Source organism: Flavobacterium sp. GNP002 (assembly GCF_054343795.1).
This window is the reverse complement of sequence record NZ_JBTGUW010000001.1, coordinates 1,778,023-1,800,729: the sequence shown is the minus strand read 5'-3', so window position 1 is coordinate 1,800,729 and position 22,707 is coordinate 1,778,023. Positions and strand designations below refer to the sequence as shown.

Genomic DNA, 22,707 nt, shown 5'->3' with positions numbered 1-22,707 from the left:
TAAATACCATAACTACAAGTTCGTTAGACAATAGATCTAGAGTCAATACTTTTTTTATCTAAAACTCAACTCAATCGACAGAATTCTTTGAAGTACTGCCGATTGAGTTTTTTTTATTTTACTAATTCAAAAGTCGTTTTCAAACGAATATCTGCAGAGGACGATCCAATCATTAAATCAAAATCTTCAGGCTCAGCAATCCATTGTAATGCAGCATTATAAAAAGATACTTTTTCTTTGTCAATGATAAACTTCACCACCTTAGTTTCTCCAGCAGTCAGTTTTATTTTTTGAAAATCTTTCAACTCAATTATTGGTCGAACCACAGATCCAACTTTGTCTCTCAAATACAGCTGAACCACTTCCTCACCTGCTACTTTTCCTGAATTTTTCACATTTAATGAAACAGTAATTATTTCAGTATTTTTAATTTTATTCTTCGATAATTTCAAATCTGAATATTCGAAAGTAGTATAACTCAATCCATAGCCAAAAGGAAATCTAGGACTATTTTTTAAATCCGTTATACGCCGACACATAATTAAAAGCTGTTTCATTTGGAGCTGGTCTTCCTGTATTAAAATGATTGTAATAAATAGGAATTTGTCCTTCTTCCCTTGGAAAAGACATTGGCAATTTCCCCGAAGGATTGTAATCGCCAAACAAAACAGTGACAGCAGCCTCATCAACATCTTCATTTACAGACACAAAACCTCCTGGTAAAGCCCATTTATCACTGTACTTTGTTTTTATCAATAACACTTTGAGCTGATTGTCATGAAATCCGAAAATCATACAATCTATTGACAAACCCGGCTGATAATTTTCCTTGTTATCTATAATGGCTTTTAACATGCGATCTATCTAGTAATTAAATTATACCCTTTGAAAGAAGCAATTTAGTTCATTTTTTTTTTGAAAATAAAGGAACCTGCAATTTTAAAAATTTATCATTTTTTGTTTTCAGTTTAAAACTATTCTTTTAGTTATTTTTTACTATTCCGCCAATTGAAATTCACTAATTTCCTTTTGAAATCATAAGCTGACTATTAGGTATATACCAAAGTCCTTTCTTAAGATCTACTTTTCCTTTCATTTGTTTTTGCACCACATTATCTATAATAAACAGCCCTTTATTTGCCATATTCGAAAAGGTATCTATGCCGTTATTTGGAAAACCAACCCTTGTACGATGAATGTTAAATTGATTGGAAAATTTTCTATTGAAGGCTTTTTCTACCCCTACTTTTCCAATCATAAACCCAAGTAACCCACCCCATGTTGCCGTAGGATTATCCGAGTCCCAACCCGCTAAAGCCCCAATTTTTATTGTGTTTTTCAGTTCACCTTCACCATATAAAAGACTAATTATACTAGATGCAAAATTGATTCCGGCCGCAAAACAACCATTACAATACCTTCCCTGAGAGGTCATATTATAACCATCCTTTTGATCAACCTGATACCTTTGATAAACCGAATCCCGAACCTGCTCCCATGGTACACTTTTAAGATATTGACTTTTTACAAAATCAAACATTTTAGCCGAATATGAATCGTTTGGCAAACGTTGCCGGGAATGATCGGCCATCCACATTATTTGATCTTTCATAGGCATTTTAGTATCGACTCTGGAAGCTAATGAATGCATGATGACATAAAATTCAGAAATCCATTGCGAATTAAATCTTGCCGTTGTTTGTATTGGTATATGAGCCATCTTTAATGCAATATCTGGACGTGCCGGAGCTAATAATCCAAAAATTTCGGTGGTTAGTTGCGCATCAATCATTTCAAATTCGGGGTTGTTTTTTGGATCTCCTGTTGCGGGAGGAATCATTCCTTCTCTCATTAAATTATACGCTTTTTGATTGGAAACCCACAAATAATTTTCTTCTTCAACTTTTATATGTTTCAACCAACCTTCTCTAATCTGCTCCCCAGAAAGTAACGCTGTTTTATTTTTCAAAAGAAGCTCTTGATAAATATATTCAATATCTGTATCATCATCAGAACCCCAATTACCCTCTTTGTTTTCAAAAACAAAATCTATCTCCTCAGATAAGTTACTCGGAATTCCTTGTCCCCAAATGCTTGGCACATCCTTTTTTCCCCAATCTTCACGAGTGTAAAAACGACCTGTTTTAATTTCGCCTATGTCACCTATTTTATCCATTTCCGTTACTAATCCCGTCCAATTGGCAATACATTCCCCTAACCAGAAACCCTCCAATTTATTTTTATAATCCTGCCTTGAGAACACTAAATTTGCAGGCTGTAACTTATTATCCTTATGAATGCTTTTTTTACCCCCTGTCTTTTGAGCTGGTAAATTTGACGTAAATAGTACTACCACACAGAAATACAACAGCAATTTAGAATTGTTTTTTAAACGGAAATCATAATCTAAACCAATCATATTAAGCATTTAATTTGTTTTTACAAATGAGGTTGTCTTTTTAGACAGTTTGTTTTTATATTCAAATTCTATTTTGAAAACTGTCCTTCAAAAGAAAATTGACCGATGAAAGCTAATCGTCGAATCAAAGTCTCTCGAATCAAAACCAAACTCCATTTTTAGATTCTCTATCGTAGGCTGAATTGTTTTGAACTTTCATCGATTCAACTATCTATAAAAAATCAATTCGAAATCTGTCCTTTGGACTTATTGTTTTTTTTTAGTAATCAATAGGAAAACTGCCTTTGCAAATTCGTTGCCCAAATCAATATATCCGTCGCTTTTATAATGATATTTATCTGAATATTTATAGTGACTCGTTGTTCTTACAATGCCAACATTAAGTTCTGTTGCGGCAAATTTTTCTTGTCCATATTGCACCAATTCGCCAAAACCCCAAACTTTTCCATCGACATCATCTCCAGAATCGGATATTTTTCCAATTACAATAGGCAAATCATTATTTCTAAAAGTGGCTCGCATGAGTTCCATCAACCTTTTTAAATTCGCATAATATTGATTTGCGATTTGTTCTGTTTTATCGGCATCACTTTCGCCTTGCATCCAGATGATACCGCATGGAATCAAAACATCTTCGACACCATCACCATTTATGTCTTTTACAGCCATGGCGTTATTAACTGTTTTTAGAAAATAATCGTACTGATTTATTCCTTTCCCGCCTTTAAAACTAGGCTCCCAAGCACCAAAAAAGGAAGTCCCAATACTATCAATCGAGGATCCATTTCTTGCATATTTTATAATGGCGAGTTTTTGGTTTGGATATAATTCCTGTAGCTTTTTGGCAAACGAAAGTTCTACACCAAATCTATCCGAAAACGTATTTTTAATCCCATTCGATGCAAACCCTGTTCCATTACCGGACTGAAGTACTTCCCACTTCCCTAAACCGCCGGTTTTATCATTATCTCCTACAGGGTTTCCTTGATAAATAAAAACATTTTTATTTATTTTTTTTAAAGAGTCCGGAAGTTCTTTTACATACCCATACCCTTGCATGTTTGACTGCCCTCCCAAATAAAATACTCTAATAGTATCTTTTTTTGTTTGTGCGAAAAATAAAAAGGGTATTAGAAAAAACAGTACTACATTTTTCATTTTTTTTATTTTCTAAAATCAATTCACTAATTCAAAACCAGCTCTTAATCGAATATCGACTGAAGAAGATCCAATCATTAAATCAAAATCTCCAGACTCAGCAATCCACTGTAATGCAGCATTGTAAAAAGATACTTTTTCTTTGTCAATGATAAACTTCACCACTTTAGTTTCTCCAGCATTCAGTTTTATCTTTTGAAAATCTTTCAACTCAATTATTGGTCGAACCACTGATCCAACTTTGTCTCTCAAATACATCTGAACCACTTCCTCACCTGCTACTTTTCCTGAATTTTTTACATTTAATGAAACAGTAATCTTTTCAGTATTTTTAATTTTATTTTTCGATAATTTCAAATCTGAATATTCGAAAGTAGTATAACTCAATCCATAGCCAAAAGGAAATCTAGGGCTATTTTTTAAATCTGTATACGCCGACACATAATTAAAAGCTGTTTCATTTGGAGCTGGTCTTCCTGTATTAAAATGATTGTAATAAATAGGAATTTGTCCTTCTTCCCTTGGAAAAGACATTGGCAATTTCCCCGAAGGATTGTAATCGCCAAACAAAACATCAGCAATGGCGTTTCCTGCTTCACTTCCTAACCACCATGTGTAAGCAATTGCAGGAACATTATCTGCAGTCCAATTAAAAACAAGCGGTCTTCCGGCGTTAATTAAAACTACAACCGGTTTTCCAGTTGCTTGAATCGCTTTTACCAATTCTTCCTGAACTCCAGGCAAATGAATATTGCTTTTACTTTTGGCTTCGCCGCTCATATCCCAACGTTCCCCAATACTCAAAATCACAACATCAGCTTGATTAGCAACAGCAATTGCTTCCGCAAAACCATCTTTATTATCCCCTTCGATTTCACACCCTTTGGCGTAAAGCAATTTCGTTTTATTCCCTACCTTATTTTGTACACCTTCCCATTGGGAAACCACTTGTTTGTCATAATCCAGCCCTGGTAATTCCACTGCCCAAAAACCCATATTTTGCTTGTGTTCTTTAACTAAAGGCCCAATAAAAGCTATCGTTTTTGTGTCTTTAGAAAGTGGTAAAATGTTTCTATCATTCTTTAATAAAACGATACTTTTTGCTGCAATATCTCTGGCTGCTTTTCTGTGCTCCGGATTGTTCAACGCAGCTTGTTCTCTCTCCGGATTGGAGTATTTATAAGGATTATCAAAAAGTCCTAATTCAAATTTTTTGCGTAAAATTCTTTTTACAGCATCATCAATCAAAGCAATTGGCACTTTATTTTCTTTAACTAATTCTGCTAAATGGTATCGATACGCATTGCTTTCCATATCCATATCACTTCCTGCAGTTATGGCTTGTAATGCGGCTTCTTTATTGTCTTTTGAAAATCCGTGATTAACCATTTCTCCTATCGAACCCCAATCAGAAACAACGAAACCTTGAAAGTTCCATTTCCCTTTCAGAATGTCTCTTTGCAGGTATTTATTTCCGGTAGCCGGAATTCCATTAATATCATTAAACGAATTCATAAAAGTAGCCGCTCCTGCATCCAAAGCTGCTTTGAAAGGAGGCAAATACGTTTCCCAAAGCATTCTTTCGCTCATATCAACTGAGTTGTAATCTCTCCCACCAACAGCTGCGCCATATGCCGCAAAATGTTTCACGCAAGCCATTACAGAATTGACATCTCCCAAATTCCCTTGAAAACCTTTGACTCTGGCGTAAGCAATTCTTGAACCTAAATAAGTATCTTCTCCAGCGCCTTCCATCACTCGTCCCCAACGCGGATCACGAGAAATATCAACCATAGGCGCAAATGTCCAGTGAATTCCACTTGCAGATGCTTCAACAGCAGCAATTCTTGCCGAAAGTTCCATCGCGTCTAAATCCCAACTCGCAGCTTCAGCCAAAGGAAGTGGAAAAGTAGTTTTGTATCCATGCACTACATCCTGACCAAATAACAACGGAATTTTCAATCGAGATTGCATCGCTAATTCTTGATACTGTCGCGTATATTTAGTTCCTAAAACATTCAACATCGAACCAATTAAACCTTTTTTAATTTCGATTTCTTTATTTGGATTTATCGTTATGGGTCCTGTAGCCTGATTATCTCCCGTATATTGATTGAGTTGTCCAATTTTTTCTTCGAGTGTCATTTGCTTTAGTAAAGCATTCACTTTTTGGTCAATTGTTTTTTGTTGGGAAAACCCAAGAAAACAAACCAATAAAAGAATTGTAGTTCCTATTTTTTTCATTTCAAATTTCTTTGTTGTTTCAGTAGCTATTAAAAATAGCATGAAACGAGTTTATAGTTTTGGTTGTCTTTTATTTTTTTGACTTTTTAAATTCCAAAAAGTTCAAATTAAAATTTCCTTTTTCGAAACGTACTTTGACTTTATTCGTTCCTTGTTGTAAAAGTACATTTTTTAAAATCACCGTTTTCCAATTGTCTTTTCCGCCTGAAGATGGAATTGCTATTGTTTCAGAGATTTTTCCGTTTTCATCTTCTAAATAAAGTTTTCCACCTGAAGCCTCACTCGCATAACGTACAGCAACATCAAAAATAGTTTTGGTATTCACCTCAACGGTGTATTGCAACCATTCACCATCTTCAATAAAAGCAACCTGAAATCCGTTTGTCATTGTATCATTGCAAGACTCAATATCAACTCCATCATTTCGCATCATTCCACCTTTGTTCCATTTAGTAAATTTAGTACCGTCATAATTAGCGACATCTTTATCCAAATAAGCGTATCCGTTTTGTCCTAAATCATATTCTGTTGCAAATACTTTCCCGGGCAAAGAATGGTTTTTGTATTTCTTAGTATCGGTTGTTTGAACTTGTCTGAACATCGCATCAATCACATCATATCTGATGGTCAGATTTTCAATTTTGAAATTTTCGGCTATTTGCATCAATGCTTTTTTGGCAAAATCAACATCAGGTTTAGCACTTTTATTATTCCAATATTGCAGCAATTGCTCGTATTCAGGTATTTTTGTAACCGAAGTAACTCCCGCTAAATTTTCGATTTTTTTCATTGGCCAAAAAGCCCAACCAATGTTATTTGTCTCCACTAAAGAGATAGCTTCCTTAAACCAAACATTAGAGTTTTCTCCACTTTCTCCCAACCAAATTGGCACATTGTATTGCATTCTGTAATCCAGCATTTTTTGTATCGAAGCCACATCGTTTTGATTCCAATATTTATGAAAACTCAACGCCATATTTTCATCCCAAAGCGGAAACATTCCGTTGTAATTATTCCCCCAACAATTCCCTTCAATGAAAATTAAATGATTTTTATCGATGGCCCGAATGGCATTTGTGACTCTAACCTGCAAAGCTCTTAAAGGCGCATTTGAAGTTTCATCGCAACCATTTTGATTCGTTCCCGTAAAATTCCAATTGGGCTCATTGATAATATCATACGCTCCTAACCAAGGATTATCTTTGTAACGCTCTGCTAATTTTTCCCAAAGCGCAACCATTTTATCCTGGTTGGCGGTACTTTCCCAAAGTGATGGCTTTGCAGGATTATAATCAGAGATATTGGCATCTTTTCCTTGGCCTCCCGGAGCTGCATGCAAGTCCAAAATCAAATATATTTTATTCGCAGCACACCATTTCAACAACTCATCGGTCATTTTAAAACCTTCTTCCAGCCAAGTATTCTGACCAGAAACTGCTTCTTCGTCAAGAGGCAACGTATATAAATTGTAATGCATCGGCAAGCGAACGGAATTGAATCCCCAAGCCGCCAATGAATCAATATCTCTCTTAGTTATTCCATTTGCTTTATAAGCATCATAAAATTCTTCGGTGTTTTTAGCACCAATTAAATCCGTAATTTTTTGTTTAATCACATGTTGTGGACCTGCAAACGAACCGGTTTGAAGCATATATCCTTCCTGAACCATCCATCCGCCCAATCCCAAACCGCGCAACACAATATTTCTCCCATTTCCATCGACAATTTCTTGTCCATTTCTATGCAAAAAACCCTGTCCAAACGAGGCAATTGAAAAAGAAATAAAGGCTATTAAAACTGTTTTTTTCATACAATTAGTTTTTAATAAAACAGTTTAAAATTAATATACTAATGTTTGAATCCCGTGAGCCGGAATTACGACAACCGTTTTTTCGGTAGCAATAATTAAATTATACGTCACGTTTTTATCACTTTGATTCATCACTACAGTAACCATTTTCCCGTCTTTATTCAGGAATGACGTACTTATCAAACTGCTTCGGCTTACCGCTGTGCTGACTCTTTTAGCATCTGGTCGAATGAATTTTGAGAAATGCCCAATATAATAATACGAGGGTGTATAGATTAATTCTCCCGAATTGGTATCGGCATGAATAGGTGCAAAACAAAAATTCCCTACGTGATTTGGCCCACCGTTTTGGTCTAAAAGGATGTTCCAATCTGTCCAACCTACAGTTCCATTATTAAAATCGTTAATCATAGAAGTTCCATATCGTTCTCCGTTTGCCCAGAATTGGTATTTTTTAGCATCAAATTTTTCAACACAACCTTCTGTAAATAATAAATTTTTAGACGGGTAGGCTTCGTGTACTTTTCGAACATTATCAAACATTGGTTCTCCTCCTGCCCAAGTTTCGTACCAATGAAATCCCATTCCCCAAGCATATTTTGAAGCTTCCGGATCTGAGAAAATAACATTGGCTCGCTGGTTCATCAAATCACGATTGTGGTCCCAAACCACAATTTTTTTATCTCCTAAACCTTCTTTTTTCATTGTTGGTCCCAGAAAATTTTTCAAAAAATCTCTTTCAGCTTCCGCAGAATATACGCATGATTCCCAAGTTTGCGTTGCCATAGGTTCGTTTTGAACAGTTAATCCCCAAATTGGCATTCCTTCATTTTCATACGCTTTGATAAATTTCGTGTAATAATTTGCCCAAGACTGGTAATATTCTGGAAGTAAAGTTCCTCCTTTTAGCATGCTACCGTTACTTTTCATAAAAGCAGGTGGGCTCCATGGCGAAACATAAAGCAATAATTTCCCGCCAGCCGTTTTTATGGCTTCTTTAAGCATTGGAATACGATATTGTCTGTCGTGATCAATGTTGAACGTTTTTAAATCCTTGTCTCCGTCTTTGATATAGGTATAACTTCCGCTAGAAAAATCAGAACTGTGGATAGTGGTTCTCAATAAGGAATACCCAATTCCTTTTTCCTTATTATAATAGGCGTTCAAAAGCTCCTGTTGTTTCTCTTTGCTCAATTTTGCAAAAACCTCAGCGCTGGCATCGGTTATTGCTCCACCAATTCCCATGAAATTTTGGAATGTTTTTTTAGGCTCCACAAAAACAGAAATCTCTGTTTCCAAAGGTTGCTTTGAACTACTAAAACTCAACTTATCGGTTTGTGTCAATCGTAACTTTGTGTTTTCTGCTGTAGTATAAACGGTAATCGTTTTATCTTTAGTCGAAAAAGACACTTGTTTTGTTTTATTTTTTTGCTGCGAAAAAGCCAAAAAAGTCACTGCTAAAAGGGCTACTGTAGTTATTCTTTTCATGATAGAAATTATTATGCTATTGTTATTTTACCAGATATACGTTCCTACTGAACCTGCTTCCAGTGAAGTTGTTATCCAAGTTCCATTGTATTTAATGTTAAAAATTTCGGAAGTGTTTCCGTCATTTTCAACAATTAAAACTTTTTTTCCACTAGGCGTTTTAAAAGCCACATTATTCAAATTTCCACTAAAGTTACTCGAAATTCTCACGGAACCTGCAGGAACAAATTTAGAAGCGTGAGCAATGATATAATATCCTACATTTCTTGTAAAACTATCACTGCTGTTAATCGTCAATGCGCCTTTGCAAGTAGTACAACCGCCCGGAGTATTTGGTCCAAAAGAAGCGTTATTGGCTAAGTTCCATTCTAATGCTGTTTTACTCCAATTGCGCATCGAACCTATAATTACATTTTTGACATGCCATTTTAAATCACCTTCAAAACTTCCTGTAGAAGACGTGTATTGCTCCGTGAAATAGATATTTTTATTGGGAAAAGCACTGTGAACTGTAGACAAGGCACTGATATCTCCTTCGTACAAATGAAAGGCAGAACCATCAACATAGGGATTCGCTCCTGGATCATTCAACACTGCAATAGGATATTCGGGTTTGTTGCAATTATGGTCATACGCTACAATTTTGGTTGCCAAATTTGCAGCTTTAAAAGCTGGCCCTAAATGATTTTTTATAAAATCAGCCTGATGCAATGCAATCATCAACATACTAGGATTATTGCCCGGATGCAACGGTTCGTTCTGAGGTGTAATGGCATCAATGGTGATTCCTTCGGCTTTCATTGTTTGAATGTATTTTACAAAATATTTTGCATAAACTGCGTAATATTCCGGCTTTAAGCTTCCGCCAACAAAACCATTATTATCCTTCATCCAGACTGGTGGCGACCATGGAGTTGCCATAATTTTAATATTTGGATTGATTGCTACAATTTCTTTTAGCATTGGAATCAAATCCGTTTTATCTGGTGCCAAACTAAAATTATCCAGATTTAAATCCTTTTGTCCGCTTGGCAAATCGTCATAGGTAAATGGCGCAGCATTCAAATCTGACGCGCCAATACTAATTCTTAAATAACTAATGGAAATTGAATTAGCATCAGAACCAAACAATTCTTTTAATAATTCTTGTCTCTTTTGTGTGTTTAATTGATTGATAACCTGAGCGCTTCCTCCTGTTAAAGTATATCCAAAACCATCGATTGTTTGAAACGTTTTAGCATCATCGACCTCAATATTAGCATAAGTATTATAGGTTGTACCAAATGAAAGAATTGATGTTTGCTTTTGAAGTGTAGCGCTTTGATTGCCTTTTGTCAACCAAAAATCCATTTCATTTGTTACTGCTGCAGGCGGATTTGGCGTTGGCGTTGGAGCCGGATCAACAGGATCTCCAGACGGAGAACATTTTGACATAAGCAGCATTAGGGTTAATACAGCTAAAAATTTCATAGTATTTTTTATAGTGTTCATAATTTATTTAAAGTTTATTTCAACATAAACTGGTAGATGATCTGATGGGTATTTCAAATCTTTTGAATCGCTTAAAACAGCATATTTTTTTACTTTCAAATTACTATTCTTCGAAATAAAAACATAATCTATCAATTTAGTTACGGGTTCGTTGTGTTTAAAATTATTAAAAGTCCCATAAGGGCCAAAAGGTTTCTCTTGCGAAACTTCTCTGGTATCATCCATTGCTTTTTTAAGCATTATTATTCTGTCTTCTTTAGGTTCTGAATTTAAATCCCCCATAAAAATCACAGGATAATTTTTAGTATTTAATTCCTTTATTTTCGAAAGGATTAATTGGATTCCTTTGGTTCTGGCTACTTCTCCAATGTGATCCATATGTGTATTAAAAACCCAAAAGAGCTGTTTTGTTTTTAAATCTTTGAATAGCGCGTACGTGCAAACTCTATTTAAGGCAGCATCCCAACCTTTTGAAATTGTATTTGGTGTTTCAGAAAGCCAGAAAGTATTGCTTTCTTTAACCATAAATCTTTCTTTTTTATAAAAAATATTAGACGATTCTCCCTGCCCAATTCCGTCTCTTCCAATACCTACATTATTATATTCCGGAAGTGATGTTGCAATATCAATTACCTGATTGGGTTTTGCTTCTTGGACTCCAAATATATCAGGATTATAAAACTGAATTTGAGAAGAGAAATAATCTTTACGAAGACTCCAAGCATTGACCCCGTCACTATCAATATCTAAGCGAATATTATACGTCATCACTTTCAATGTTTGCGCATTGGAAAAAGCTCCCATAAGAATGAAAACTATCGAAATAATTATTTTTTTTGACTGCTTCATTTTTTTATTTTAAATTCATATTCTTCATTAGAGCTTCTATCCAACTTACAAATAGAAGCCCCCAATGAAGACCTAACAAAACCTAACAAAAACATATTTAATTATAAACCCTAATATAATCTACTTCAAAAGTGGAAGATGTAAAATTTGGGTCTATTGCTCCGCCAAAATTCCCTCCCATTGCACAATTTATGATTAAGAAAAAATTCTGATTAAAAGGAAGACTAGCCGAATTTGCAAACGTATAAAACAATTGATTGTCAACGTAAAACTTGATAGATGTTGCTGACCAATCGATAGCATAAACATGAAACTCTGTGGAAGCATTAGGAACCATAACCGTACTGGTATCTGGTGTGTTTCCTGAACGCCCGGGAGAATGCAAGGATCCATGAACCCTGTTTTGGCTGTTGCCAACGTGTTCCATAATATCAACTTCTCCACAAGCAGGCCAACTGGCAGTATTTATGTTACTTCCAAGCATCCATAAAGCGGACCAAGTTCCAGCGCCCAATGCCAATTTTGCTCTTATTTCCACTCTTCCGTATTTGAACGAAAATTTATCTTTTGTAAGAATTCGGGCCGAAGTATAATTGCTTCCGCTGAAACTTTCTTTTAGCGTTTTAATTTTCAACATACCATCTTGAACAATTACGTTTTCCGGTCTGTTTGTGTAGTACTGAGATTCGTTATTTCCCCAGCCACCTGCGCCTAAATCATAACCCCATTTTGAACTATCCGGTGCCCCATTGACATTAAACTCCTCTGACCAAACTAAAGCAGCACCTACGAAAACCGTTACTGAAATAGTGGAAGAAACAAATTGTCCTGAATTATATGCTGACACATATATAACATAGGTGTTTGTGCCCGCTGTTGTATAGGTGTAAGTAAAACTTCCATTTGTTAACTCTTTAGTTTCTCCATTACCAAGTAAAATTTTATAGGAAGTGGCATTAGTTGCACTGATGTTAAAGTTCACGGTCCCGCTGCCATCACCGTTTGGATTTTGTGCCGTTGCTCCAGCTACCGTTACTGAAACCGAAAGATTTGAAGGTGCAGTTACTGTTCCATCTTCACTATTATTGCTACCACTACAAGAAAACAACAGGAAAAAATTAACTAAAGCCACCAAAAACATATAATTCTTATTTTTCGAAAATTGAAGTACCCAATTATTTCTCATCTTTTAAAAGCTTTTTATGATTAATGCTTAAAATAAAGCTCAGAACTTTTAATTGTTCTGAGCTTATATCTTATGATTTATTAAAGTGCCGGTTTCAATTTTAGATACCAAGCATTTCCAGTTTCGGTTCCTTGTACACGAACATATAGATAAGTTGGTGTTATAACCAAAATTTCATATTCTTTTTGAACTGCTCCATATCCTATGAAAGTATCAACGCCAGACAATAAAATACTGGTTTGAGTCGAAGTCGAATTATCAGCATTCGTAATTACTACCGGTGCACCTGATGATGCTGGTATAAAACTAAAAGCAGAAGTTCCACCGCCGTAATTATAACATCCTTCATCTCCTGAACCCGGAATACCCGGAAGAGTTGTTAGTGAACCTGTTTTTGTAAATGCCCCGTCCGGAGTAGCAACTTTCAAGGAGTATGTTCCCGAGGAAGCAACTTTAGCAAAAGTAAAAGTGGCTGTGTAAATACAATTTGCAGAAGCTACTTTTTCATTAACACCTCCAGCCCACCATTCTGGTCTGATCGAAGCAACGTTCCAAGGACCTACACCAAGATGACCTGCTACACTTTTATCTACTACCCAAGTTTTTGAAGCATTATTCGTTAATGCAGTAACAATTTCCGGAGCAACAGTAAAATCACTTCTTACGGTAACATCTTTAGTAACATTCGTAGAAGATCCTCCTTTGCCATAAGCTACAACAGTTATTCTATACGTGTTTACGCCAACAGAAGTGTATTTTTTAGTAGTCATACCTGTTGGTAAATGCACTAAATCTAATGGGGTATTGGCATCGTAATCAATTTTATACGAAAGAGCATTGTCTCCTGTTACAGTAATTTTTACACTTCCCGAACCATCACCGTTTGGATGCGTTGCATCTACTCCGACAACCTCAGTATTTATTACAACATTTGCCGGTGCCGATAATTCGCCCAAACTATATTCTTCTTCGTTGCAGCTAATAAATGTTAGTGCTACTATGAAAAGCCCTAAAATGTATTTGATATTTGTTTTCATATTTTTTTTAATTAGTTAATCTAATATTGTCTATATAAATTACTTCCCCTGATCCTTTTGCTGAATCATCGTATCTAAATACAAGTTGAGTAAATTTGGCATTAGCCGGAATTGCTGCAATTGTACTGAAATCAAAGACTAATTCTTGCCAAGAATTGGCTACAGTATTAGCTACTTTTAAAACAGCAACACCATTTGCAGGCGTTCCTCCTACAGCCCATTCTAATTCTACATTTAGACTTTTACCAACTTCTGTAGCATACATCAGTAATTTGATTTTATTTCCTGTTGCAAAATCTATTGGAGAATCTAAAGGAGTATAGGTTCCACTCCAAGTTTCTGCTCCGGTAGTTTTTGTATATTTCCAAACAGTTGCGCTAGTGTTTAATCCTGTTGGAAAAGGATTTGCTACTACTGCTGTTGAAATTCCGCCAAAAGTTCCACCAACTCCATAATTTTGAGTCGCTAATTCATATGTGATTGGTAACCCGTAAGCATTGTAAATAATTGTTGGTGTCGTTTTTTCTGTTTTGGCAGCACCACCGCTTAACGCAACAACTTTTACATTATAAGTTCCGGCAACTGCATAATCATGAGAAACTTCTCCATCAGCAGCTAATGGCGTACCTACTTCATTAGTAACATCCCCAAAATAAACTAAATACGATTTTGCATAATCTGCTTTAGCTTTTACTTTTAAATTGTGAATGTTTTTATTTAAAGTAACTGCTAACTTTTCAGGTGCTCTATACACAACATCTAATGGAAATGTTTGTTCAGTTCTCGCTCCAGAAATTGATGTAGCGGTAATTTTTACCGTATATTTTCCTTCTGGATAAACATGGGTTGTACTAGCTCCGGGTTGCACTGTAACTGATGATGTAGTTCCGTGACCATATTCTACTTTGAAAGAAATTGCCCCATCTGCTGTTGGTGTTATTATTACTTTTCCTGAATTATCAGTACTGATATCAAATATTTTATTGAGATTAGCAGATGATTCTGTGCCTAAAAGAGCCGTATCATCACTGATTCCCTCCACTGTACAACTTATAGCTACAAACAGTACTAGTATAAAGCTGAAAATTAATTTTATCTTTTTCATAATTTTATCTTTTATTAATTATAGCCAGGGTTTTGTTTCAATTTGGTTCCTTGAAGTTCTCTTATTGGTATTGGGAAAATTTCATCTTTACCGGCAACAAAACCTCTGTTTGATAACTTAGTAGCTGCATCACCCCATCGAACAAGATCAAAAAATCGGTGTCCTTCACCTGCTAGTTCCATTCTTCTTTCATTTTTAATGGCGGCAAGTGTAACCGGAACAGAAGGCAAACCAACTCTTGATCTAACGGCATCAAGTAAAGCTTGAGCTCTTGCTCCTGAGCCTAACGCTTCGGCTTCCATTAAATAAGTATCAGCCAATCTGATGATGTAAGAATTTTGTTTGTAGTTTAATTCTGCGGCTCCACCACCAGTTCTCACATCTTCTTTTCGAGGAAGAAATTTGTTCAAGAAATATCCGGTATCTTGATACCCCCCAATATAATCTGCTTTACCTGCAGCTTTCAAAGCTTTTAAGTCTAATATTGTAGCACCAAATCTTGGATCTAACTTAATGGCATCATATAAATCTTGAGTGACAACATTAAAACTCCATCCTGATGGTAAATCAGGTGCCGTAGAACCTGATGGTCTTGAATAACTTCTAGGACCTACCATAACATTCAATGAATTCCCTTCGTCTCCACCAGAACCCCAAAATCCCCAGTCAGAATTACCGGCACTGGTATGAGAAACTTCAATAAGTGACTCTGTATTAAACTTATTGGAAACTACCCATAGATCATTATAATTAGTTAACAATTTGTTGCCATATTGATTTGTTCCGCCCGGTGTACCATTTACCAAAGCCAGAATTGCTGCTGCTTCGGTTTTTTTACCTTCCTGTAAATAGACTTTTCCAAGCAAAGCTTGTGCTGCCCCTTTTGTAAGACGTCCAGATTCAGTATCAGCAAGAACAGTTGTCGGTAAAGCGCCTATTGCATCAATCAAATCTTTTTCTATTTGAGCATATACAGCTTCTGGAGTAGCTTGCTCAGCCTCATACATATTGGTTGCATCCAAAGGATTCAATAATAATGGAACATTTTTAAACAATCGAACCAAATTGAAATAATACATTGCTCTCAATGCTTTTGATTCCCCCGTAAATCGAGCTTTCACATTATCTGGCATAGCCACACCAGGTAATTTCAACAACAAAGTGTTTGCTCTAAAAATCCCTTGGTAATGATCATTCCAAAAACTACCCGGAACAGTTGTAGCAGTAAGTGTGTGTGTTGAAAAACCTTGAATTCCTGCTCCATCTGTAGAACCTCCTCCACCAGCAAAATGATCATCAGAACCAGCATTCATCATTCCTATCATGTTATCAAATCCACCTGTGTTTTTTCTAATTGGATCATATACTCCTACTAAAGCGGCTGTTGCTTGATCTTGATTTGCATAATAATTATCCGAAAGAAAAGAGCCTTTAGGTGTTACATCTACAAATTCTTCTGTACAGGAACCGAATGAAACCACAGCTGCTGCAATAAATAAATACTTAAATTTTATCGTTTTCATAATTCTTGATTGTATTAAAATTGTAAATTAGCTCCAAGCATAAATGTTCTTGCTTGTGGATAAATCCCTTTGTCTATACCGAATACACCTCCACCAATTTCAGGATCGTAACCCGTATATTTAGTTATAGTCAATAAGTTTTCGGCAGTTAAATAAAAGCGTACTTTATTAGCTCCTATTTTACTTACAACACTACTAGGCAATGAATATCCAAGTTGAACTAATTTCAATCTAAGATAATCTCCGTCTTCTAAATAAAAATCTGACATTTTCCCAAAATTCCCATTAGTATCATTATTGGTCAATCTAGGGTAATCATTTGAAGTTCCTTCACCTGTCCATCTGCTTAAAGCAATTGTTTGATAGTTAGCATTTCCTACATCTAGTCTACGCAAACCTTGGAAAATTTTATTTCCTGCAGCTCCCTGCGCAAATGCCATCAAATCGAAGTTCTTATAATCTAAATTTAATGTCAAACCAAAAGTGTATTTTGGAATATTACTTCCTAAAAATTGTTTGTCATCATCTCCAATTGAACCATTGCCATCTGTATCAACCCATCGGAAGTCTCCAGGACGTGCACTTGGTTGAATTAAACCTCCTGATGAATTTGTATAAGCATTAATTTCAGCTTGATTTTGAAAAATACCTGCTGTTCTAAATCCGTAAAATGAGTTATACGATTGTCCTACTTGTGTTCTTGTTACTGCTCCCATAGATTGAAAAGAAGCGTCTCCTGAAATATAATCAGAATCAGCTGCCAAGTAAGTAACTTTGTTTTCTAGGTATGCAACATTACCATTTACAGAAAAATTAAAATCTCCAAAAGTCTTTTTATACCCTAATTCAACCTCAATACCTTTATTATCCATATCAGCTACATTCCCAATTGGACTTGCAGTAACACCTACATAACCTGGAATATTTATTGGACGCAAAATACCGTTAGTTGATTTTTTGTATAAATCTACAGTAAGGCTTATGTCATTAAAAAATTTCGATTCAAAACCAATATTTGCCTGAGAAGTTTCCTCCCATCTCAAATCCGGATTATCAAGTGTAAGGTTAGCATAACCAGTAGTAATTGCTCCTGCGTTACCAAAAGAATAATTATAACCTCCTGCAACTAAAGAAAGGTATCTAAAATCTGGAATGGCATCATTCCCAACAACTCCATATCCACCTCTTATTTTAAAAGTATTAATTACTTTGCTTTCTTTCCAAAAATCCTCTTTGGTTAAAACCCATCCTAAATTAAACGAAGGAAATACCCCAAATTTATTATTGGCACCAAAGCGGCTTGAACCATCTCGACGAATAATCCCTGTAAACAAATATTTTTCCTTAAAATCGTAGTTTACACGTGAAAACAATGATGTCAATTTATGTTCAGTCATATCAAATGTATAACTGCTTCTATCCGATTGGGGTATATCAAAGTTGAAAGATGCATCTTGAAAATTAGTTACCGGTAATCCAAACATTGTAGCTCCAAGACCCCCACCAATATTCTCAACATAAGATCCTTGCCCTAATAAAACCGTTACGTTATGATTTCCAAATTTATTTGTATATGTCAATATGTTTTCAACATTCCATGCAAAACTCTTATTTTCATATTTACTGTAGTTATTTTTAAGCACATTTGAAGTAGCACTCAAATAGAAAACAGGTGTAAATCCTTGACCTCCCCATGTTGCTAGTTTTGCACCAAAAGTTGATCTCACTTTAATATGACTTGTTATAGCCGCTTCAATATATGCGTTACCCACAATATCATCTGACGTTCCATAACTTCCTAATCTTGTTTTGGCATAAGCCAAAGGATTCGTCATTTCTTGACCAACTAAACTTGAAATCCCATAAGGATTACCATTTGCATCACGAATGACAGGATTAGTACTGTAAGGTGCAGCATTCGCTTTTACAGGATCCATTTCAACCAAAGGAGTAGTTGGATCCAAGTTGATTGCTGAACTTAATGGTCCACCAAACTCACTGTTTGTGTTTCCAATACCAACTGACTTTTGTCTCGAAAAACCTAAAGTCTGTCCGAAAGTAAATACATTAGATATTTTATGTGTTGAGTTTAAACGGAAATTCTTTTTGCTGTAATTTGATATTTCTGTGGAAACAATTCCTTCTTGTTCTTGAAGTCCAAAAGAAGCATAAAAATTAGAAACATCAGTTCCTCCACTAATACTCAATTCGTGAGAATAACGGAAAGCACTTGTGTTAAAAATCGCTTTTTGCCAATCTGTACCAACACCTAAAGCAGATAAATTAGGGAATATTGCAGGTCCGCCGGCAGCAACTGATTTTTCATTTAACAAAGCCCCATATTGTGTGGCGTTCAATAAATTTAAAGTCTTTTCTGGTGATGAAATTCCTGAAAAACCATTGTAGTTCACCGAAATTTTTCCTGATTTTCCTTTTTTGGTTGTCACCAAAATTACTCCTGTTGCAGCACGAGTACCATAAATTGCAGCTGAAGCAGCATCCTTAAGCACCTCAATCGACTCTATGTCTGATTGATTAAGGAATCCTATTCCCCCACCATCTACAACAACACCGTCAACAACCCAAAGTGGATTATTGCCTCCATCACCAAAAGTAGTTACCCCTCTGACACGGATTGTGGATGCAGAACCTGGCTGCCCAGAACTGGCAGCAATAGTAACCCCGGAAACTCTACCTTGTAAAGCTTGCTCGATACGACCATTTGGTACTTTCTCAAGATCTTTTGCTTTCACACTGGATATTGCTCCAGTGACAACACTTTTCTTTTGAGTTCCGTAACCTACAACTACAACTTCTTGTAAGCTTTCTGTTGAAGGTTTAAGTCTAACATCAATTTTAGCCCTTCCATTGACTAGTTCTTTCATTGTAGTATATCCTACATAACTAAATTCTAAAGTACCTTTAGCATCGGCGTTAATTTGATAATTTCCATCAAAATCGGTTACTACAGCTTTCGATGTTCCCTTAATTAAAATAGAGACTCCTGGGATTGGAAGCCCATTTTCATCGTATACTTTTCCGTTTACAGTAACATCTTGTGCTTGTGCGTAAACTGAGAATAGAATAGATAAAAGACAAAAAACAAACAGTTTTGTAAATTTCATATTTCTAAAAATTTTGGTTAATTAATTAGTAATTTTAAGCAATATTATCACTATTTTTTCTATATTCACTTTAATTATTTACTACAAAAACACATCAAATGCTTTTTTAATACTTAACAAAAACACATCAAAAAAATTATAATTACCTATATTTAAATAGTTTAAATATTTTTTTAAATCGTTATTTAAATGTTAATTAAAATAAAAACCACTACATTTATAAAATAAAGAGATATTGCGTTTTATTTATAGAATTCGATTGAAAACAATCTAAGAACCATCATCTTATAAATAAAAAATATTGTCTTTTTTCAATATCAATCAACTCATCAGCTTAGACTTCAATTATGAGATTTATCAAACTGCATATTCTAATTTTTCTGATTTCATCATCCTTAACAACCATTTATGGACAGGTAAAAAACATTGGCTTGCCAGAAATCAGAAATTATAAAAGAACAGATTATAAAGGAGGTACTCAAAACTGGAACATAGATCAAGATAAAAACGGCAATTTATATTTTGCAAACAACAATGGTCTTTTTCAATTTGACGGATCATCATGGAAGAAGTACAGTCTTCCAAATGCATCTGCTATCAGATGCTTAAAAATTGATGATTCGGGAAAAATTTTTGTAGGAGGCTATGATGAATTTGGATATTTCAAGGCTAATTCTAAAGGAAAACTAGTTTATTTTTCAGTTTCAAAACTGATAAACAATGACAACATCAAAGCAATTGACTTCATCTGGAAAATTCACATTCATAAAGGAGAAGTAATTTTCCAATCTTTTACAAGAGCCTATATTTTCAAAAATCAGAAACTTAAATTGCTTGAGTCTCCCAACAGATTTCAGTTTTCATTTCAGGTAAAAGACAAACTTTATTTTCAGGATATTTCTGCAGGAATATTAGAATATAAAAACGGAAAATTATTTCCGTTAAAAGGAACAACCGCTTTAAACACTACAGAAATCTGGGGTATGCTTCCAATGCCGGAAAATAAAATTCTTATTACAACTTTAGACAAAGGACTTTTTATATACGACAATGAAAAAATCACTTCTTGGGACACTGAAGCCAACTATTTTATCAAAAAAAATAGTTCCCTTGGAGGCGTAATTATAAAAGATACATTTATCATTCTGAATTCGGTATTAGACGGTATGATCATCTGCGACTTCAACGGAAATATAATTCAGCACATAAACCATAAAAAGGGACTTCAAAACAATACCGTCCTAACTTCATTTATTGACAACAAAAACAATCTTTGGCTTGGCCTAGACAATGGAATTGCCTTTGTCAATGAAAACTCTCCGTTTACCTATTTTGGATTCAGTTATGATTTAAGTACCGTTTATGCTTCTGTAGCTTATAAAGAAAATCTTTACGTAGCTACTAATCAAGGTCTTTTTTACCATTCTTGGAACAACAGTATTAAAGAGGATGCTTTTAAACTTGTCGAAGGAACTACTGGTCAGGCTTGGAATATTCAAGTGATAGACAACCAGCTAATTTGCGCTCACAATAGAGGTGCACTGTTAGTTTCTGGAGGAAAAGTTATTAAAACATTAGACAATAAGGGCCATTTTGGCTTTAAGCCAATTCCTAATCGCCCTAATTACTTAATAGGATCCACATACAATGGATTTACCATATTTGAAAAAACAGTTAGCGGATTGTCCTATAAAAATCGAGTAGAAGGATTTGACCTATCTACCAATACGTTTGAAATAGACGAACATAATTTATGGTTAATAAAGGATAATTTAATCTATCAGTTAACGCTCTCTGATGATTTAAACAAATTTAAATCTATAAAAACGCATAAAAATTTATCAAGCTCAGTTAAAAGAATAGGAAGTTTGCAACGAATGAAAAACAACTTATACTTTCAAACTAATAATCGTTTTTATAAATATTCGCACGAACAAGATTTGTTTTTTGAAGATAAAAAAATCAGTGCAATATTCAAAGACCTTCCACGAATACATTCTATAACCGAAGATAATTATGGTAATATCTGGTATGTTTTTAGTGAGTCATTAGGCGTTTTAATGAAGCAGAAAAGTGGCGGCTATAAAAACACAATTGCTCCTTTTTCCAGTTTAACCGGCAATCTCGTAAACAACTACATATCTATTAACACGATTAATCCTGAAAATATACTAATTGGTTTAACAGATGGTTTAGCACATTATAACTCCAAACTACAAAATTATTCCGCATCAAAACCAATGGCATTTATACGAAGTTTTTCATATCCTGGAGATACTATAATATTAGGAAATGGACCCAATAAAATTGAGATGCTTAAAATACCTTATTCAGCAAATCGAGTGAAATTTACATTCTCGTCACCAACTTATGAAAATCTTGAAAATGTAGAATTCTCTTATCAACTGGAAGGTTTTGATGATCGTTGGAGCACGTGGTCTTCTATTTCAATTAAAGAATACACCAATTTAAGAGAAGGTGATTATAAGATGAAATTAAAAGTGAGAAATAGTCATGGAATTCAATCAGAAGAAGCTATTGCTACTTTTACCGTTTCTCCACCTTGGTACAGGCATTTTTTAGCATATTTATTTTATATTCTACTAGTTGTCGCCTCTGTTTTTTTCATTCGAAACAGAGTGAAAATGAAAATTAGAAAAAACAAATATTACGAAACTATTGAACAGCGAAGACTTTATTTAGAGAAAGAATCTAAAATAAGACAGGAACAATATGAACTGGAAAAAGAAATTGAAAAATTGAAAAGTGACAAGCTACAAATTAAGATTTTAGCAAAGGATAAAGAATTAGTCAACAACTCGCTTCAAGTAGTCAAGAAAAACAAAATCCTAAATGGCATCATTTATAAATTAAAAGACATCAATGTTGAATCCTTTGACGATTCTACCAAATTCCAATTTACAAAATTGAATAAAAGTATCACCAAAGAGGTTAATGCGGACAAGAGCTGGAAAGACTTGGAAAAACACATTAAGAATGTCCATTTTGATTTCCTCAAGAGATTAAAAGAAAAATACCCTACAATATCTCCCCGAGAATTAGATTTGTCGACCTATTTATTAATGAATATGTCAACCAAAGAGATTGCAGAAATCATGAATATCTCAAACGGAGGAGTAGAACTTGCACGTTACCGATTGAGAAAAAAACTAGGACTCAACAAAAAAGAAAATTTGATTGGATTTCTAATGAGCATTTAAAAAAACTAAAAATGCCATCATAGTCTATTATGATGGCATTACTCTTATAAA

General features: G+C 34.8%; 15 protein-coding genes. 1 reads left to right on the top strand and 14 read right to left on the bottom strand.

What is annotated here, in order from left to right; all coding sequences use genetic code 11:
- Positions 1-113: 113 nt before the first annotated feature.
- The 14 genes from ACXX80_RS07770 to ACXX80_RS07705 all read right to left on the bottom strand — a co-directional run bounded on the left by ACXX80_RS07770 (position 114) and on the right by ACXX80_RS07705 (position 19,435).
- Positions 114-557 carry a fibronectin type III-like domain-contianing protein gene (locus tag ACXX80_RS07770; RefSeq protein ID WP_458552713.1) on the bottom strand — a complete coding sequence of 148 codons (444 nt, stop codon included), beginning with the start codon at positions 555-557 and terminating at the stop codon, positions 114-116.
- Positions 508-855: a glycoside hydrolase family 3 C-terminal domain-containing protein gene (locus ACXX80_RS07765; RefSeq protein ID WP_458552712.1), complete on the bottom strand. Its 348-nt coding sequence runs from the start codon at positions 853-855 to the stop codon at positions 508-510. The genes ACXX80_RS07770 and ACXX80_RS07765 overlap by 50 nt, the downstream gene beginning before the upstream one ends.
- 163 nt (positions 856-1,018) lie before the next feature.
- Positions 1,019-2,428, bottom strand: coding sequence for an ADP-ribosylglycohydrolase family protein (locus ACXX80_RS07760; RefSeq protein ID WP_458552711.1), 1,410 nt, complete (start codon positions 2,426-2,428; stop codon positions 1,019-1,021).
- Between the two features lie 237 nt (positions 2,429-2,665).
- A complete protein-coding gene (locus ACXX80_RS07755; RefSeq protein ID WP_458552710.1) occupies positions 2,666-3,577 on the bottom strand; it encodes a sialate O-acetylesterase in 912 nt (303 codons plus the stop codon).
- Between the two features lie 18 nt (positions 3,578-3,595).
- Positions 3,596-5,821 (bottom strand): glycoside hydrolase family 3 N-terminal domain-containing protein, encoded by a 2,226-nt coding sequence (locus ACXX80_RS07750; RefSeq protein WP_458554086.1) that lies wholly within the window; start codon positions 5,819-5,821, stop codon positions 3,596-3,598.
- A gap of 70 nt (positions 5,822-5,891) precedes the next feature.
- Positions 5,892-7,631 carry a cellulase family glycosylhydrolase gene (locus tag ACXX80_RS07745; RefSeq protein ID WP_458552709.1) on the bottom strand — a complete coding sequence of 580 codons (1,740 nt, stop codon included), beginning with the start codon at positions 7,629-7,631 and terminating at the stop codon, positions 5,892-5,894.
- 30 nt (positions 7,632-7,661) lie between these two features.
- Positions 7,662-9,119 (bottom strand): glycoside hydrolase family 30 protein, encoded by a 1,458-nt coding sequence (locus ACXX80_RS07740; protein WP_458552708.1) that lies wholly within the window; start codon positions 9,117-9,119, stop codon positions 7,662-7,664.
- A 27-nt stretch (positions 9,120-9,146) separates the two neighbouring features.
- Complete coding sequence (locus ACXX80_RS07735) at positions 9,147-10,553, bottom strand: glycoside hydrolase family 30 protein (protein WP_458552707.1); 1,407 nt, start codon at positions 10,551-10,553, stop codon at positions 9,147-9,149.
- A 60-nt stretch (positions 10,554-10,613) separates the two neighbouring features.
- Positions 10,614-11,414: an endonuclease/exonuclease/phosphatase family protein gene (locus tag ACXX80_RS07730; protein WP_458554085.1), complete on the bottom strand. Its 801-nt coding sequence runs from the start codon at positions 11,412-11,414 to the stop codon at positions 10,614-10,616.
- Between the two features lie 142 nt (positions 11,415-11,556).
- Entirely contained in the window at positions 11,557-12,645 is a 1,089-nt protein-coding gene (locus tag ACXX80_RS07725) for a family 16 glycosylhydrolase (protein WP_458552706.1), read from the bottom strand.
- Positions 12,646-12,725: 80 nt separating this feature from the next.
- On the bottom strand, positions 12,726-13,682 hold the full coding sequence (locus tag ACXX80_RS07720; protein WP_458552705.1) for a hypothetical protein: 957 nt from the start codon (positions 13,680-13,682) through the stop codon (positions 12,726-12,728).
- 7 nt (positions 13,683-13,689) lie between these two features.
- Complete coding sequence (locus ACXX80_RS07715) at positions 13,690-14,787, bottom strand: hypothetical protein (protein ID WP_458552704.1); 1,098 nt, start codon at positions 14,785-14,787, stop codon at positions 13,690-13,692.
- Positions 14,788-14,801: 14 nt separating this feature from the next.
- Positions 14,802-16,310 (bottom strand): RagB/SusD family nutrient uptake outer membrane protein, encoded by a 1,509-nt coding sequence (locus ACXX80_RS07710; protein ID WP_458552703.1) that lies wholly within the window; start codon positions 16,308-16,310, stop codon positions 14,802-14,804.
- A 14-nt stretch (positions 16,311-16,324) separates the two neighbouring features.
- Entirely contained in the window at positions 16,325-19,435 is a 3,111-nt protein-coding gene (locus tag ACXX80_RS07705) for a SusC/RagA family TonB-linked outer membrane protein (RefSeq protein ID WP_458552702.1), read from the bottom strand.
- Between the two features lie 347 nt (positions 19,436-19,782).
- On the opposite strand from ACXX80_RS07705, the gene ACXX80_RS07700 reads away from it, so the two are divergent.
- A complete protein-coding gene (locus tag ACXX80_RS07700) occupies positions 19,783-22,656 on the top strand; it encodes a triple tyrosine motif-containing protein (protein ID WP_458552701.1) in 2,874 nt (957 codons plus the stop codon).
- Positions 22,657-22,707 lie beyond the last annotated feature (51 nt).